The organism is Flavobacterium sp. 270 (genome assembly GCF_004368785.1).
GTDB lineage: Bacteria > Bacteroidota > Bacteroidia > Flavobacteriales > Flavobacteriaceae > Flavobacterium.
On the sequence record NZ_SODM01000001.1, the window covers coordinates 484,170 to 500,769 of the forward strand.

The 16,600-nt window shown below is 34.5% G+C and carries 14 protein-coding genes; 8 read left to right on the plus strand and 6 right to left on the minus strand.

Annotated features, from left to right (window positions below; all coding sequences use genetic code 11):
- Positions 1 to 54 precede the first annotated feature (54 nt).
- The 3 genes from EV144_RS02120 to EV144_RS02130 all read left to right on the plus strand — a co-directional run bounded on the left by EV144_RS02120 (position 55) and on the right by EV144_RS02130 (position 2,612).
- Entirely contained in the window at positions 55 to 453 is a 399-nt protein-coding gene (locus EV144_RS02120) for a carboxypeptidase regulatory-like domain-containing protein (RefSeq protein ID WP_134145715.1), read from the plus strand.
- A gap of 321 nt (positions 454 to 774) precedes the next feature.
- On the plus strand, positions 775 to 1,746 hold the full coding sequence (locus EV144_RS02125) for a DUF2931 family protein (protein WP_262712217.1): 972 nt from the start codon (positions 775 to 777) through the stop codon (positions 1,744 to 1,746).
- A 269-nt stretch (positions 1,747 to 2,015) separates the two neighbouring features.
- Positions 2,016 to 2,612 (plus strand): hypothetical protein, encoded by a 597-nt coding sequence (locus EV144_RS02130; protein WP_134145719.1) that lies wholly within the window; start codon positions 2,016 to 2,018, stop codon positions 2,610 to 2,612.
- Positions 2,613 to 2,742: 130 nt separating this feature from the next.
- On the opposite strand, the gene EV144_RS02135 is transcribed toward EV144_RS02130, so the two are convergent.
- Complete coding sequence (locus EV144_RS02135; protein ID WP_134145721.1) at positions 2,743 to 4,194, minus strand: sulfatase; 1,452 nt, start codon at positions 4,192 to 4,194, stop codon at positions 2,743 to 2,745.
- A 226-nt stretch (positions 4,195 to 4,420) separates the two neighbouring features.
- On the opposite strand from EV144_RS02135, the gene mug reads away from it, so the two are divergent.
- Positions 4,421 to 4,948, plus strand: coding sequence for a G/U mismatch-specific DNA glycosylase (mug, locus tag EV144_RS02140; protein ID WP_134145723.1), 528 nt, complete (start codon positions 4,421 to 4,423; stop codon positions 4,946 to 4,948).
- A gap of 183 nt (positions 4,949 to 5,131) precedes the next feature.
- Here mug and EV144_RS02145 read toward each other — a convergent pair whose 3' ends face one another.
- From EV144_RS02145 to EV144_RS02165, 5 genes are all read right to left on the minus strand, one after another.
- Positions 5,132 to 5,830 (minus strand): uracil-DNA glycosylase family protein, encoded by a 699-nt coding sequence (locus tag EV144_RS02145; RefSeq protein WP_134145725.1) that lies wholly within the window; start codon positions 5,828 to 5,830, stop codon positions 5,132 to 5,134.
- Positions 5,831 to 5,864: 34 nt separating this feature from the next.
- On the minus strand, positions 5,865 to 7,478 hold the full coding sequence (locus tag EV144_RS02150) for an MFS transporter (RefSeq protein ID WP_134145727.1): 1,614 nt from the start codon (positions 7,476 to 7,478) through the stop codon (positions 5,865 to 5,867).
- Entirely contained in the window at positions 7,475 to 8,524 is a 1,050-nt protein-coding gene (locus EV144_RS02155; protein WP_134145729.1) for an HlyD family secretion protein, read from the minus strand. Before EV144_RS02155 ends, EV144_RS02150 begins: the two co-directional genes overlap by 4 nt.
- Positions 8,525 to 8,542: 18 nt before the next feature.
- Positions 8,543 to 9,922: a TolC family protein gene (locus EV144_RS02160; protein WP_208326830.1), complete on the minus strand. Its 1,380-nt coding sequence runs from the start codon at positions 9,920 to 9,922 to the stop codon at positions 8,543 to 8,545.
- Positions 9,923 to 10,042: 120 nt separating this feature from the next.
- Positions 10,043 to 10,906 (minus strand): helix-turn-helix domain-containing protein, encoded by an 864-nt coding sequence (locus EV144_RS02165; RefSeq protein ID WP_134145731.1) that lies wholly within the window; start codon positions 10,904 to 10,906, stop codon positions 10,043 to 10,045.
- Between the two features lie 474 nt (positions 10,907 to 11,380).
- On the opposite strand from EV144_RS02165, the gene EV144_RS02170 reads away from it, so the two are divergent.
- From EV144_RS02170 to EV144_RS02185, 4 genes are all read left to right on the plus strand, one after another.
- Positions 11,381 to 12,265, plus strand: a complete 885-nt coding sequence (locus EV144_RS02170; RefSeq protein ID WP_134145733.1) for an AraC family transcriptional regulator — start codon at positions 11,381 to 11,383, stop codon at positions 12,263 to 12,265.
- 225 nt (positions 12,266 to 12,490) lie between these two features.
- Positions 12,491 to 12,910: an OsmC family protein gene (locus EV144_RS02175; protein WP_134145735.1), complete on the plus strand. Its 420-nt coding sequence runs from the start codon at positions 12,491 to 12,493 to the stop codon at positions 12,908 to 12,910.
- A gap of 61 nt (positions 12,911 to 12,971) precedes the next feature.
- Positions 12,972 to 15,710 carry a 2-oxoglutarate dehydrogenase E1 component gene (locus tag EV144_RS02180; RefSeq protein ID WP_134145737.1) on the plus strand — a complete coding sequence of 913 codons (2,739 nt, stop codon included), beginning with the start codon at positions 12,972 to 12,974 and terminating at the stop codon, positions 15,708 to 15,710.
- A gap of 308 nt (positions 15,711 to 16,018) precedes the next feature.
- On the plus strand, positions 16,019 to 16,531 hold the full coding sequence (locus tag EV144_RS02185) for a GNAT family N-acetyltransferase (RefSeq protein ID WP_166670527.1): 513 nt from the start codon (positions 16,019 to 16,021) through the stop codon (positions 16,529 to 16,531).
- The last annotated feature ends 69 nt before the right edge of the window (positions 16,532 to 16,600 follow it).

Below are 16,600 nucleotides of genomic sequence, written 5' to 3' on the forward strand. Positions count from 1 at the left end.
TGATCTTTTAAATTTAATATGGCTTACAAAAATAAAAATTAAATAGTTTTAATAATGAAAAAAATACTATTGTCTTTAATTGTTCTATTAATTTTTATAATTATTGGTTGCTCCAATAAAAAATATACAATTTATAATGCTGTTACTGGTAGGGTTGTATCTTCAAAAGACAAGAAGCCTATTGAAGATGCAAAAATTTACGTTAAGAAATATTCTTCAAATAATTTCGATACAATAAAAACATTAAAAGATGGAACTTTCTTTATTGATGGACTAGAACTGCCATATAAATATTTACATTATCAGTTAAATTTATCTTATGATTATTGTATTGAAAAATCTGGATATACAAAAAAAATAATCACCATCAAAAATTTAAAAGAAGCAAATAATAATAATAATAATAATAAGCTTGATACTATTGATTTAGGAAATATTTATTTAGATGAATAATATAACAAAAGATAACTTATACGCCCCGCCTAAACCAGTAATATCATAAAAAACTTACAAGTAAGTAGGCTAGGTAGATGTCAAAATTAACAAAAAATCAAAACGTATTGATGTAACCCTTAGAGTAAATCTTACAGATGGTGGAGCAAAAGGTTCGGGACTGTTATACTCACACAGAAAGAGAAACTACTCCAATAGGAGAGCCTAATCTCCCCGCTGGCGCGAGCGTCTCACTCGTGAACCCAAAGTTGTCTTGTCCTGAAATAGATTTACAATGCGCGCACGAGCGGGACGCTCGCGCCAGCATGGGGGCTATTGGTATTGTTAATTTTAACCTTAATCCCTAATATAATTCAATTCTATAATTATAAATCTTATGAAAAACATGATTGGATAAGTGGTGTAATAAGTGCCCAAGGAAACATTGTGGAAGTATCCGATTGTGAATTTAAAGATAATTTTTATGACATTAATAAAAATATGATACTCGCTGATGGCTGGGACAAAATAAATGAATCAGAAAGAGAGACAGCAGATACTTTTTTTCCTGATAGTTTATCTATAAAATGGTTTTCTTACAATGAACAAAAATTTTATAATGGTGTATTTACCTTACCGTATGAGAAAATTGTAGAAAAAGCATTGGATATGGGAATAAAAAATGATTATACATCAAATAAAATTCTTCATTTCATTGCTGAAGTTCAGCCCAAAGGAAAGGTCGCAGTATGGATACAAAAGTTTAATAAAGACAATACTGATTTAAAATTTAAAATCGGCACTTACCAAGCAAAAGAAATAAAAGGAACTTGGCATATTTTTGATGATCGTTCAGAGACAGATACTATCTCAAATATTAATATTGCTCAAAAAGTTGCATTAGTATTAGAACAACATCGTTATAAACTAGATATTAAACTACCAAACGGGTATAGTCTACGTGATTCTTCATTTGATTTATTCAATCAAAAGATATGTTTTTTTAATCAAAGTAAATGGAAGGATACAATCTTTAATTTTTTACCACAAGGATTTGATTTGACATGGGGAAAAGGAAATAAAAATTTTAGAGCAGGATTTTGTTTTTACGAAAATGAGGTTTTAAAAGCGTTTAGAAAAGAATACACAACTAAAGAAAGTAGTCAAGCGGAAGAATTAATTCTGGAATTAATAGTTAACGATAATAACGATGAAATAAAGGTGATACTTAGAAATACAAAAACAAATGCAGAAATTATCTTTAAAGACAAATGCAAATCTCAATTTGATAGAAGTATCATACAAATTAGATAGTCTTTGCTATATGTTAAGGTTATAGACCTCATACACAATCCAATAAATTACGTTACAATTAAAAAAACCTCATTCACAGTTTTACAATATGAATTATTAGATTTCATTCAACATCAAAAATGGGAAGAAAATCTCAACATAAAAATTTAATAATAATCAAACACAAAACACAAATTCCTCCCTACAAACGCAATAAATAAAACAATTAAATGTTTTAATACTAAAGAACAAGTTTAATAAAACGGAATAATTAGTATAACATTTAAGATATGAATAAGATAATTTGCGCCCTATTTATAATTGGAATTTCGCTGCATGGATATGCGCAGGATGAACTCGATAATAAATTTAAAGCCATTCCGGCAAAGGAACCTAAAACTAAAGAAGTAATTCCTCCAAAAGAGATTGCTCCAAAAGTTAATCCGCCGGCAGTTGTGGAAGCTCCGGATCCTTTGAAAATAAGCCCTGAAGAACTTTTTAAAGATACTAACATCTATAAACCAGATGCTAATGTAGAAGGAATCTTTTACAGAAGAAACCAGTATTTGGGCGGTTATAGAACGAAATCATTTACTTCTACAATCCGTTTTAGAGATGCGGCTTTTGTTGATGGCGATAAAATTAAAATATACCTGAACGATAAGGTAATTGAACCGGAAGTTAGTTTGGATGGAAAATTTAAAGAATACAAAATAACTTTAGCGCCAGGCATGAACAAAATTGATTTTGAAGCTTTAAACGAAGGTTTTGCATCACCAAATACAGCTCAATATGAAGTCTATGACGACAAAGGAGCTGTTATCGCGTCAAGCCAATGGAATGTTGGCACAGGTTATAAAGCTGCCATTTTATTGCTTAAAGAATAGAAAACAGAATAATAAAAAAACGGGACAAGGAAGATTTCTTTGTCCCGTTTTTTTATGTCCTAATTTCAATTCCGATGAATCGAATTTTTGTTTTGCTTTTTATGAAACTGCTTATAAAAAGCATCAACCGTTAATTATAATTGGCATGCGGACGCACATTTACTGGTGCTTTTCCCGTAAGATCATCTCCTAAATCTGCTCGGGCTTCTTGTGCATAATCGGTCATTTTCTTCATAATTTCCGGATATAATGCAGACACATCGTACGTTTCTCCGGGATCATGCGCAAGATCGTACAACGCTAAAACAGCAGTTTTTTTGGTCTGCTTGCCGGGAACTCCGTCTCTTCCCTGCGAACCTGTATAAGACATATAATCGTGCGGAAATACTAATTTCCAGTTTTTATAACGTATGGCTTCGAGATAATTGGCATTAATTCCAAAATAATAATACATTACTTCACGAGGTGTATCCTGAACTTTGCCCGTTAAAAAAGGCAGATAATTAATTCCGTCAATTTTATTTTCGGGAAGCTTTGCTCCTGTTACAGCTGCAATTGTTGGCAGAATATCCATATTGGTAAATAATTCTCCGTTGATATCTCCGGCAGGAATATGTCCCGGCCATTTTATAAAAAATGGTACTCGGTTACCGCCTTCAAAAGTAGTTGATTTTCCTTCTCTTAAACCTCCAGAAGAACCTGCATGATTACCAAACTTTAGCCACGGACCGTTATCGCTGGCTACAATTATAAGGGTATTTTCTTCGAGATTTTCCTTTTTTAAAGTTTCCATTATTTGGCCCAAAGACCAATCGAGTTCCATAATAACATCGCCAAAAAGTCCTGATTTACTTTTGCCTTTAAATTTATCTGAAACAGCCAGAGGTGCATGCGGCAATGGATGCGCGAGGTATAAAAAGAAAGGTTCTTTTTTATTGTCTTTGATATATTTCACCGCCCTTTCGGTAAAAATAGTTGTCAATTTACCAGCTTGATCAATATTTTTAATGGTTTCTACAGGAGCATTTCCTTCGTAAATTTCGAGCTGCGGAAACTTAGACCGCATATCTTTTTCGTCTGTTACAATACTATGTCCGTCATAATCAACAGGCCAGATATCGTGCGAATATTTTATTCCGTAAAACTCGTCAAAACCATAACTTAGAGGTAAATACGGGGCTGTGTTTCCTAAATGCCACTTCCCTACCAATGCGGTTTTATATCCGTTATTTTTTAGCATCGAAGCAATTGTAGTTTCTTTAGGATTAAGTGCATATTTATCCCACGGCAATAATACACCCGACATTCCTATTCTGTTGGGGTAACAACCTGTAAGCAAAGCTGTTCGAGATGCAGTACAAATGGGTTGTGCAGATTCAAAATTGGTAAAACGTGCACCCTGTGTAGCGAGTTTATTAAAGTTTGGTGTCCGAATTCCTGTCATTCCATAAGGTTCTAAGTCTCCGTAACCCATATCATCAATATAAATAATAATAACATTGGGTTTGTCTGAATTCTTTTTTTGAGAAAATAAACTAAGACTTAAAAACAGTCCGAATAAGGTATAAAGGATTTTTTTCATTTATTGTGGCATTCTAGTTGTTAAACTGTTCTTCAAAAATAAATCAATTTATTTTAAATCTGTTTACAATTTCATGCCTATTTAAATCTCATAGATTTTAAAACTCTTTTGTATCTAAAATATATTGTTTTACATCCTTTTTTATTGGCAATTACTTTTAATTCAGGCTTAGTTTTGCTATCTTTACAGGGTATTCACGTTGAATATTTCTTATTCTAAAACAGTTATGTTAACTGATATTATCTCCAACAATCTTACCGTTATTTTTTGTGGAATCAATCCGGGATTAAAGTCTGCTTTTGACGGACATCATTTTTCCGGAAGAGGAAATCGCTTCTGGAAAGTGCTTCATCAGGCAGGTTTTACACCTCATTTGGTTGAAGCAATAAATGATACTTCAATCCTTGATTTTGGGTATGGACTTACTACGGCTGTAGAAAGACCAACTTTGCGTGCAGATGAACTTTCTAAGGAAGAATTTGCGAATTCTTTTGAAGTTTTCAAAACTAAAATGACAACATTTCAACCTAAATATATTGCCTTTTTAGGAAAAGCGGCTTACATTGCTTTTTCTGAAAAAAAACAAATTCCGTGGGGAAAACAAGACGAAGATTTCTGTGGTATTAAAGTTTGGGTATTACCAAATCCTAGTGGTTTAAATCGTGGTTTTACGCTTAATGATTTGGTGGTTGCTTACAAGGAATTCTTTTTAGAGGTTCAAAGGGGCAAAGGTTCTGAGGTGCTAAGAGACTAAGTTTCTAAGTTTATTTAGATTACTTTTTAAATCATTGAATTTGCGTCTTTGCGAGATTAATAGAAAAAATAAACCTTATTAATATTTTTTTTAAACACATAGAGACATAGTTTTTTATAACTTAGAAAAGGCGTTTCACTTTTTCACAAAACATATAGCTTAGAAGCTTAGCAACTCAGAACCTTAGCAGCTTAGAAGCTCTAAATATTGAGCAATATACCTCTCTTTTTCCTTAGACTTATACTGCATTACAAAACGCGGATGCTGTAAAGGAATTATCTTGTCAAAATACTTTTTTCTTTTATTCAAATCTAAAAGAAATTTATAATTTTTACTTAATCCCAAACAATAACAGACGTCTGTATCGCATCCCATATTTATCTGCTGTTGAATATTCCATTCTATATAAGGCTGTAGGGCTTGCAATAACTCCTTGCTGTCGAAGTAATTATAATTTATTTCTTTTCCTATGCTGTTTTTTTCCACAAAACCCAAAGGACAGACTGAACTAATATAAAACTTAGAATAAAATAGTTCGGGGCCTCCAAATGCATTGATCATTTCATAAATAAATACAGAAGAGGGTTCGTGCAGCAATTGTCCTTTGTACGGAATACCGCATTCGCTGATTAATCTTTTTGGATCTGTAAAAGGTACGCCTGTTGTGCCAGATCCCAGACGTCCGGGATTTATACCCAAAATTAATTTCCTTCTGTTGTTGTCGTTATAGTATTTATTATAAAAGGCAGAAGCTGTTTCAAAAACAGCTTCATTTTTAAACGGATTCATTACGCCAATATGATCTGGCAGAGGAGTTTCAAAATTTATCTCACGATTAAAGTTATTCACGCGCGTAGAAAAAGTTGTATTTTGATTGTCCATATTTTTTTGAAATTAGATTTCTAAATTTAAGTATTTATGCTGCCGAATACAAATCTTCTGCTGCTAAATTCTTTCGCTTTTTAAAAAACACCTGACTCTTACTAACAGCAGTAATTACTAAAATAAGCAATGCAATTCCTAAAAGTACAATCGCAAAAGTCATAAATATAGCTCTATTCGTCAACAGCTGACTTTGTTGTACAAGATTTTGAGCTATAGCCGAATTTGCCAAAGACACTGCCTGATCTGCTGTAAATCCTTTTGACGCGTATAAGTTTTTATAGAAATTTATACGCTCTACAGTATTTGAATTTTCGGTATTAATATGACCAAGAAACCCTTCTTTAAAATATTGATTGTAATACAATTGCAGATTATAAAACCCTGCAAAGGAATTCAACGTCGTTGTAAAACGGGTATAAGCCGCTATAATAAGTCCACTTGGACCTGTATTTGCCGGCGCCGACGTTAATACAAATAACATTAGCGGCACAAACAAAATTCCTGAAGCAGCGCCTTGCAGAAATACTGGCAAAAGCAGATCTGAAAAAGACAAATCGGAAGTCATTAAAAAATACATCCATAAATTGAATATCCCTAATAAGGCAAATCCGGGAATAAAAAAACTGCTGGTTGGAACTTTCCAAATTAAAATTATTCTAATGGATATTGCCAAAAAAATAACCAATCCCGCAATATTACATAAACCCAAGGTAATTACCTGAAAAAGACTCCATTTTACAAATCCTCCCGCATAATTGTAAATAAGATTCATGCTGTCTTTACTGCCGTAATAAATGATCAGCAGACAAAGGCCGATTAAAAATTTTCCGGATTTAAAAACTTCCAAATGCAATACTGGCCGTTTTGTAATTGATTGTTTGTAAAAAAATAATATACTGCCAATCAATGCGCACGCAGAACTCAGACATATTCTGGGATCTTCAAACCAATAATATTTTGATCCGTAAAGAATGGTATATGACAATGAAACTACAGCAAATGCAAAGATCACCAATCCGATCCAATCCAGCTGATACAACGGATAACGCTTGTGTCCTGTTGTGCGTCTCAACATCAATAAAGCGATTGCCAACGTAAAAATCTGAAGTAAAATCAGGTAATAATAAGTCGTTTTCCAATCTTCAGATTCTACTACAATTCCTGCCACAAAACCTACCAAAACGGTATTACTTAGAATTGTTCCGTAAAATACAGCAGAACCAACCGTTTGAGAACGTTCTGGATGCACTCTGGAAAGAATTAGCGTAAGCGTACAAACAATTACATTTCCGGTCAGCATTCCCTGCAAAAACCGAATACAGAAAAACAAAATAATATCCTGACAATGAAGACAAACAATATTCATTATAATGGCAAAAATGATATTGAATATGAGATAATTTCTGGTTTCAAAATACCTTAAAAAACGAAACTGAATGGGCAGAATCGTAATAATTCCGGCATAAGTGAGCATTACGGCAAACCAAATATCTTCTGGCTGTGCGCCAAGATAAGAAACCAGATAATTCTGCGTAAGCAAAAACATTCCCAACTGCACCAATGCCGAAAGTAATATCAAAAACAAAGCAATACGTATTCCCCAAGGCCAATCTGTTGCCCATTTTTTAAAATAAACCGGTTTCATGATTTTACTCTTTTTTTCACTGCTACGCTTACATTCATTCCCGGCACTACTCTATCGTTCTGCTCGCTTACAAATGCAATTTTTACAGGCACACGCTGTACTATTTTTACAAAATTTCCTGTAGAATTGTCTGCCGGCAACAGCGAAAATCGAGATCCTGTAGAACCTGCAATCGCCACTATTTTTCCTGTAAAAGTTTTACCATCCATTGCATCTACTTGTATTTCTGCTGTTTGTCCGATATACATGTCTGCAACTTGTGTTTCTTTATAATTGGCAGTGATCCATTTTTCGCCTTCATCAATAATACTTACCAAAGGTTGTCCGGGCTGAATCTGCTGTCCGTTTAAGATATTTTTTCGACCTAATCTTCCAGAATAAGGTGCACGAATAACGGTGTACGATAAATTAAGTTTTGCTAAAATTAAGGCTGCTTTTTTTCGTTTAACATCTGCCTGCAATAAAGCAAAATGCGTTTCTAGTTCCGATATTTTGGCAATGTTGGTTCTTAAGCCATTTTGTGCGGCGCTGTATTCGCTTTCTGCCACATCGTAATGTGCTTTTACCTGCTCCAATTCAGATCCAGTTGCGGCTTCTTCTTTTACCAGATTTTCATATCTTCTAATGTCTTGCTGTTGCTGCACATATTTGGCATGAGCACCTTTTATCTGGTCACGGCTTACTGAAGTTCCGGTTTCGGCAGCGTGAATTGCAGCTCCTAAAACAGTCAGCTGTGCATTGGCATCATCCATTACAGCTTCGGCTGTTTCCAGTTGCGCCAAATATTCTCTGTTATCCAGAACTACCAAAGTATCGCCTTCTTTAACGAGCTGATGTTCATTAAAATAAACTTTCTGAATATAACCGCCTGCCCTTGCAGAAACGGGATTAATGTACGACTCAACCTGAGCGTCGTTTGTAGTTTCGTAATCTCTGCTGTAATTCCAATATTCAAAGAAATAAACAGCGCCTAAAAACAGCACGATAAGCGCGGCAATCTTAAGAATGAAATTACCGGGATTTGCTTTAAAATTATTCTTTTTCATTTTTTCTAATTGTTTTGGTTATAAGTTTCCACTTGTGTATAAGATGCGGTAATAGATTACCAATGCATCTGTTTGTGCCTGTACGAGATGAAATCTGGATTCCTGATATAAGTTGTCAGCATCAAGTAAATCGGTTAGTAAAGACAATTGGTTTAAGTATTTGGTATTTACAATTTTATAATTGACACTCGCCTGCTCAACCGACCGCTCATTGACGGTAATTCTTTTGAGTGCTTCGCCATATTTGATATAAAAAGAAGTAATTTCTGCCTGAACATCATCGCGATGCGCATCTTGTTGCACTTCGAGTTCATTTACACGAAGTTTTCCCGCCGCAACTTTATTGTTGTTTTGGTATAATGAAGAGATGCTGTATTGCAGTTTTAAGCCAACAAAACCAACTGCATACGTCTGATTGATTGCAGCATACGGATAATTAAAACCATAATTACTGTAAAAGCTTAAACTTGGTAAATTATTACTTTGAATGCCTCTAAGTCTGGCACGCTGTATCTCGACATTTTTTGCTGCTTTTTGTATCGAAAAAGAAGAAATTCCCGCAGTCTCAATATACGGCATCAGAGAACCAATTTCTGGTTTAGCCATTCCGGCAGAATCAGCAGGGAAAATCATAACAGAATCTGGAACATTTATTAAAACGTCTAATTTTTGATTGGAAATTGCAATGTCGTTTTCATTTTGCATTAACGAAAGTTCGGCGTTAGATAATGCTACTTCAGCCCGTAAAACATCACTTTTGGTCACTTTTTGATTTTTGTAAAGTGAGTTGATATTGTTCAGTCGGGTTTGTGCTCTTTTTACCTGATCCAGAATAAATTTCTGTTGCTCATTAAACCGTACCAAATCAAGATATTGGCTCGCAGTCTGCAAACTTATATTTCCAGATAAATCCTGAGAGTTGAGTTTGGCAAGGTTTAATCTCAAATTTTGTTCCGCTTGTAAAGCACGATGTTTACCGCCTCCATAAATAGTAAATAAAGCATCTACGCCCAAAGCTCCAACTGTTGCGGTTGGTTTTCTGGGACTCGTAGCAGCATGGCTGAGTCCATCTGAAAATAAGGTTACATCAGAAAACCGCTGATAAGAACTACCAACAGTAATACTTGGCAATGCTGCGTTTTGTACATCTTTGCGATCTTCGGCGACAGCCATTTCTTCAATTCCTACTGCTTTAACCCATTTGTTTTGTTTTTTTGCAAATTGTATTGCCTCCGTCAGCGTCAATTTATAACTATTTTCTGGAGCAATTTGTGCGGTTGTGGTAAACGGATTTGCTAAAAAAAATAGCATCGCCAGAGCGAATACTAAAGACCAAATTAATTGGTCAAAACCTTTGCCTTTTTCGTCTGGCTTAAGGTAAATTTCTAAAGTTGTCATAATTAAAACTCATTAAAGTTTCACTAGACAAAGTTCCGCCAAAAGCTAGTTGTAGAATAGGCAAAATACCGTCATTATTCGTCGAAATAGCCGAATATTAACAAAAATAGAAATTTACATTTAATTGAGTTTTCTTCGATATTCGATTGGCGACATATTGGTATTGGTTCGGAAAAATTTACCAAATACAGATTGATCTGAAAAATTAAGCATTTCGCTAATCTGCAATACCGTCAGCGTTTTGTTTTGAAGTAAAACTTTGGCTTCCAAAATAATAGCATCATCAATCCATTTTCCGGCAGATCTTCCTGTATGTTTCTTAATTGCGGCCGAAAGCGATTTTGGAGTCAGAAAAAGAAGATCAGCGTAGAAATCCAGTTTGTGCTCTTTCATATAATTCACACTTAATAACTGTCTGAATTTTGCAAATAACGGATGTCCGTTTAAAGAAGACGAAGCTTCTAATGTAAGCTCGCGATAATAGCCGTCGATCTCATAAACCAAAGCAAAAATATAGTTTCGTATTAACTCGTCTTTATAATAATTACTGCCTTCCTGAGTCTGTTGGATAAGCTCGTATATTTTATTGATTTTAATGAAATAATTATCTTTTAAAGGCAAAACATGAAGGCCGTTATTTCCGAAGAAATCGTATTTAAAAAGAAAAAAAAGATCGGCGTAACGTTCTAACAAAAAGGAATCTTTAAAGAAAATAACGTCCATTTTGAGAGCATCACTGTTTTTGGTAAAATACCGAATTACAGATGGTCCTAACGTAATAATGGCAGGCGCGACAACGTCTGTAACCGTTAGACCTGCATTCAGTTTTACCGAACCTTCTTTTATATAAGCAAGCGCATAACTTTCTGCACGATAAGGTTCTTCGTGGTACGGCTGATCGCTGGAATCTACAAAAAGGTAGTCTTTATTGTGATCCGGTACGGCGAAAAGTCTGCTATGTCTTGAAAGTGAAAAGGTTTTCATTTAATACATTTTAGTTAGAACACGGATTAAACGAATTCGCAAGCGAAGACGCGGATTTACACAGATTTTTTTCATTTTAATAACAAATAAAATCCGTTTTTATCCGCGTTTTTGCGATAGCAAATCTGCGTCATCCGCGTTAAAAATTCGCTCCAATCAAAGTTAGCCAAATTTTCATTACAGAAATAAATTCAAATTGCTCAATAAGTTTGCTTTAATTTCTCTTTGATGAATTCATTTTGTTTTTAATTCAATAATTATAAACGTTTTACGAATACCTGCATCAAAAAATTATTCAAATTCATGCATAATTGCATTCTGATTATGACATACTTTTTCCCTTTTCTGACATGCATTAAAATTTTTGAAGCAACTATATTTGCCTTTCTAAAAGAGAATATCTTTAAATTTTTAATCCGAAGAAAATAATCTGTTCTTAATTAATTCTTATCTTTACTAAGGAAACTTTTGATAATGAAAAAAAATAGTGAAATACCTCGCGTTGACCATGTTAAGACTAACATTATCACTAAAGATCAATTTCATATTCTGTATCATCCCACCAATTTTCCTGTAACCAACAAACCCCATCGCCACAATCACTACCAAATTATGTGGTTTCCTGATGCAAAAGGCAGTCATTGTATTGACAATATCTGCTTTAATATGTCTGGAAATGATCTGTTTCTGGTCTCTGAAGGACAAACACATTATTATGAAAATGTAGAAAATATACAAGGTTATATTCTCCTATTTAAAGACGTGTATTGGGAAGAAGCTTTGGCAAGTGTGCATAGTTTTAAAACCTCACTTTTTAATCATTTATTGATTAATGTTCATTTACAGCTTTCATCAGAAGATGCATCAGATATTACCCATGTTATGGAAGATATTTTAAAAGAATCTAATCGTCCTGATTTTCAAGGAAAAGAAGATATCATGGCATCGTATCTTAAAATTCTTTTGATCCGTATCAGCAACTTTCAGCGTACTGTGGCTTTGCCTTCGCCTCACGCTAACAAAAATGATTATCTGCTTTTTCAGCAGTTTCTAGACCTTCTCGAAAAAGAGTACACTGTTTATCGCGATGTACTTTATTACGCGGATAAACTGCACATTACAACCCGAAAACTGGCTTCTATATGCCGGGAATATAATAGCCGTAATCCTAAAAGCCTTATTGAAGACCGCGCTTTAATTTCGGCCAAACGACAACTTCAGTTCGACCCAACGAGCATAAAGGAAATTGCAGCTGCACTCAATTTTTCTGATCAATTTCAATTCAGTAAATTTTTTAAAAAGCTTACCGGAATTTCTCCTGTAGAATATCGAGTTCAGTTTACAAAAACGGACATATAAAACTTCTTTTTTGACATGGCTCAACAGCCGAGATAGTGAGACCTTTACACTATTATTATTTCCTGCTCATTTAGTTATTTAACACCGTACCTCTTTGTTCTTTTGTATGGAGATAATATTCTTTTCGATCGGCTGTAACTGGTAAGAATAGAACCAGTTATAGCGGTGAGATTAGAAAAAAACAAGACTCTTTTTGATTGTTTTTAATTACAAAATGTTGAAATAATGGAAAACACTGCTATAAATTCTATGGACTGCGTATGCGCAAGTATAGGGAAAGAAAAATACAAAATGCTGATTCAATCTGACGGTCATTCTGTACTTGCAGATGAATCGGTTACAAATGGCGGTAAAGATTTGGGAATGACGCCTCAGTCTTTTCTTTTGGCCTCTCTGGCAAGCTGTACGGTTTATCTTTTGAGGGCTTTTGCGGATAACCGAAACTGGCCTCTTGATGGCGCCGAAGTTAGGGTTATAATGACAAAAGGCAAAAGCCATAATGCCATTAGTATGAAAAAAGAAATTGCACTTCACGGTGCTCTTTCTAAAGAACAAAAGAAACGCTTACTTCAGGCCGCATCAGAATCTACAGTTCATAACCTTCTTACGGGCGATATTTTTATCAGTACCGAATTATCAGATTAAATATCAAGACACTAACACTGCTTTTGCAGTTACTTATAATACAATTAAAATTTACAATATCATGAATAATCCAAATTATTTAAATAGAGAAAATGCAGATTATATCAATTATCTCTATGCCAAATACAGAGAAAATGAATCTACTGTAGAACCAGAATGGCAGCAATTTTTTCAGGGTTTTGACCTTGGAATTTCTATTAAACCTTATAAAAATGATCTCCCAAATACAGATCAGGACATTACTGCAAATCTTGCCAAAGAAATGAAGGTGAGTAATTTAATAAATTCTTATCGCAATCGCGGCCATTTATTTGCTAATACCAACCCAGTACGGGAACGCAGACAGCATTTTCCGAATCTTTCTTTAAAAGAGTTTAGTTTAGAACCTGAAGATTTAGACGAACCGTTTCTTGCCGGAAGCGAAATTGGACTTCCGAATGCGAGTTTAGGCTCAATTATAGCGATGCTGGAACAAACGTATTGCCAGTCTATTGGTGTAGAATACAAATACATGCGTGATCCTGAAAAATTAAAATGGTTGCAGCAAAAAATGGAAACCAACAGGAATACGCCGGAATTTAGTATTGATGAAAAAAAGATCATTCTTACCAAATTAAATCAGGCGGTTGCTTTTGAAAATTTTCTTCATACAAAGTTTGTCGGACAAAAACGTTTTTCTCTGGAAGGAACAGAATCGCTTATTCCTGGTTTAGAATTTATGATTCAAAAAGGTGTCGATCTTGGCGCAGAAGAATTTATAATTGGGATGGGACACCGCGGAAGATTAAATGTTTTGGCGAATACCATTCGTAAAAACTATAAAGAAATCTTTTCTGAATTTTTAGGAAAAAGCTACGACCCAAATGATCGTTATGCGGGCGACGTAAAATATCATCTTGGTTATACGAATGATGTTGAAACTCTGAGCGGTAAAAAAGTACGCATAAACCTGAGTCCAAATCCTTCGCATCTGGAAACTGTTGCGCCCGTGGTACAAGGACAGGCACGCGCAAAAATTGATAAACATTATAACGGAAAAGCGTCAAAAGTGGTTCCTATTACCATTCACGGTGATGCTGCGCTTGCAGGACAAGGCGTTGTTTATGAGCTTTTGCAAATGTCTAAATTAGAAGGATATCAAACCGGCGGTACCATACATATTGTCATTAATAATCAGGTTGGTTTTACCACAGATTACAAAGATGCACGTTCTAGTACGTATTGTACTGACCTTGCCAAAATTGTTCTTGCTCCTGTTTTACACGTAAATGGAGATGATTCTGAAGCGGTTTCTTATGCTTTACAAATGGCTATGGAATACAGACAGGTTTTTGGCGAAGATGTTTTTATTGACATTCTTTCTTATCGAAAATATGGACATAATGAAGGTGACGAACCTAAATTTACACAACCTCAGTTGTACAATGCAATTGACATTCATCCAAATCCAAAAGAAGTTTATTATAGAAAATTAATTGCTGAAGAAAGCATTACTCCAGAATTTGCTGTGGCAATAGAAAATGATTTTAAAACCAAACTTGATAATCTTTTAGAAGAATCAAAAGCGCAGGAAGGCATTTCTGAACAAAGACCGGTTTTTATTGATGATTGGAAAGGAATGGAATTTGCTACTGAGGAAACGATCAGCGCAATTGCAGATACAACAGTTTCTGAGGATGAAATTCTTGAGATTACAGAAAAAATTTCAAAATTACCAGAAAACGGAAAATTTCTTAAAAAAGTAGAAAGGCTATTTGATGGGAAAAGAAAAATGCTCGAAACCAAAACTTTTGACTGGGCTATGGGCGAACAGCTTGCATATGGTTCTCTTTTGAAAGAAAATTTCAATGTTCGTATTACGGGTGAAGATGTGGAACGTGGTACTTTTTCGCACCGACATGCTGTTTTAAGTATGGAAGATACTGGTGAAGAATACATTCCGCTAAACGCTTTAGAAACAAATGCAAAATTCGAAATCTATAATTCACTGCTTTCTGAATATGCTGTTCTGGGTTTTGAATACGGATATGCGATGACAAATCCGCAGGCTTTGGTAATTTGGGAAGCGCAATTTGGTGATTTCGTAAATACAGCCCAAGTTATTATTGACCAATATATTGCGAGTGCAGAAACAAAATGGAAAGTGCCAAATGGTCTTGTACTTTTGCTTCCTCACGGTCATGAAGGTCAAGGTCCTGAACATACTTCTGCGCGTGTAGAACGCTTTTTGGAGTTGAGTGCAGAGAATAATATTCAGGTTGTAAATTGTACAACACCGGCAAATTTCTTTCATGTATTGCGTCGTCAGCAACATCGTAATTTTAGAAAACCGCTTGTCATTTTTACTCCAAAAAGTTTACTTCGTCATCCTAAATGTGTTTCTGCTATTGAAGAATTTACAAAAGGGAATTTTATGGAATTAATTGATGATGAAGCTGTTGTTGCCAGCGAAGTTAAAAAAGTACTGCTTTGTACTGGAAAAATTTATTATGACTTACTAGAAAGACAAGAAGCAGATTCCCGAAAAGATATTGCCATAGTTCGTATCGAACAGCTTTATCCTACTCCTTTTGCAAAAATGGAAGAATTAATGCTTAAATACAGTAACGCAAAGGATTTTATCTGGGTTCAGGAAGAACCGGAAAATATGGGTGCATGGCCTTTCTTATACCGCAAACTACGTAAAAGCAATTTGAATCTGGATGTAATTTCCCGTAAAGAAAGCAGCAGTACTGCCACAGGTTATGCAAAAATGCATGAAAAACAACAGCTGGCAATTATTGATGAGGCGTTTTCTTGAGAGGTTTTTTGTTTCAGGTTTCAGGTTTCAGGTTTCAGGTTTCAGGTTTCAGGTTTAAAGTTAGATTTTAGTTGTTATTGTTTGATTATATGTGTGAACCTTTGTCAAAGTTTAAACTTTGACAAAGGTTTTTTTCGTTTTGTTTGTCATTTCGACTGAAAGGAGAAATCACAAACTAAACTCGACAATCTTTGACGACAAACTAGTGCGATTTCTCCTTTCAGTCGAAATGACAAAAAAAATAGCAAATTAAAAACAGATTTATTATAATTTTACATCTTATTAAACAACCTAACAACAATCAAAAATTGGTCACGATACAAAAATGTGAAGAAAATCATCTTGATTTATTACATCAAATTGCCATTCAATCTTATAATGATACGTATCAATATTTATGGCATGATGGCGGCACATCTTACTTAAACAGGTTTTATAATAAAGAACTTTTTGAAAAAGAACTTACTGCTTCTGATGTATTCTACTTTTTAATTTATGAAGATGAAAAAGCCATAGGTTTCTTTAAACTGATGGAAGCTGCAGTTGAATCTTATCCAAAATCAGATTGCATGGAATTGGATAAATTGTACCTTTTAAAGGGGCATACAGGAAAAGGAATTGGAAAGATGGTAATGAACTTTTCAATTGATTTTACACAAGAAAAACAACGTTCTGTTTTATGGCTTATGGTTATGGAAAGCAGTGCTGCAAGAGCTTTATACGAGAAGTCAGGTTTTGTTGAAATCAAAAGAAATAAACTTGATTATCCCAATATAGTCGAAGAACACAGCATGATACTTACGATGATAAAAAAGATATAAATAAATCGTTGGTTGGTTTAATTTATAAATTAAACGCTGATGAAACAGATTTGCTACCGCAAAAACGCG

What these genes read in the sequence shown, in the direction of transcription:
- mug (WP_134145723.1), top strand. Translation starts at nt 4,421, where the DNA reads ATGTTAACTGATATTATCTCCAACAATCTTACCGTTATTTTTTGTGGA.
- EV144_RS02165 (WP_134145731.1), bottom strand. Translation starts at nt 10,906, where the DNA reads ATGAAAACCTTTTCACTTTCAAGACATAGCAGACTTTTCGCCGTACCG.
- EV144_RS02180 (WP_134145737.1), top strand. Translation starts at nt 12,972, where the DNA reads ATGAATAATCCAAATTATTTAAATAGAGAAAATGCAGATTATATCAAT.
- EV144_RS02175 (WP_134145735.1), top strand. Translation starts at nt 12,491, where the DNA reads ATGGAAAACACTGCTATAAATTCTATGGACTGCGTATGCGCAAGTATA.
- EV144_RS02135 (WP_134145721.1), bottom strand. Translation starts at nt 4,194, where the DNA reads ATGAAAAAAATCCTTTATACCTTATTCGGACTGTTTTTAAGTCTTAGT.
- EV144_RS02150 (WP_134145727.1), bottom strand. Translation starts at nt 7,478, where the DNA reads ATGAAACCGGTTTATTTTAAAAAATGGGCAACAGATTGGCCTTGGGGA.
- EV144_RS02160 (WP_208326830.1), bottom strand. Translation starts at nt 9,922, where the DNA reads ATGACAACTTTAGAAATTTACCTTAAGCCAGACGAAAAAGGCAAAGGT.
- EV144_RS02130 (WP_134145719.1), top strand. Translation starts at nt 2,016, where the DNA reads ATGAATAAGATAATTTGCGCCCTATTTATAATTGGAATTTCGCTGCAT.
- EV144_RS02120 (WP_134145715.1), top strand. Translation starts at nt 55, where the DNA reads ATGAAAAAAATACTATTGTCTTTAATTGTTCTATTAATTTTTATAATT.
- EV144_RS02155 (WP_134145729.1), bottom strand. Translation starts at nt 8,524, where the DNA reads ATGAAAAAGAATAATTTTAAAGCAAATCCCGGTAATTTCATTCTTAAG.
- EV144_RS02145 (WP_134145725.1), bottom strand. Translation starts at nt 5,830, where the DNA reads ATGGACAATCAAAATACAACTTTTTCTACGCGCGTGAATAACTTTAAT.
- EV144_RS02170 (WP_134145733.1), top strand. Translation starts at nt 11,381, where the DNA reads ATGAAAAAAAATAGTGAAATACCTCGCGTTGACCATGTTAAGACTAAC.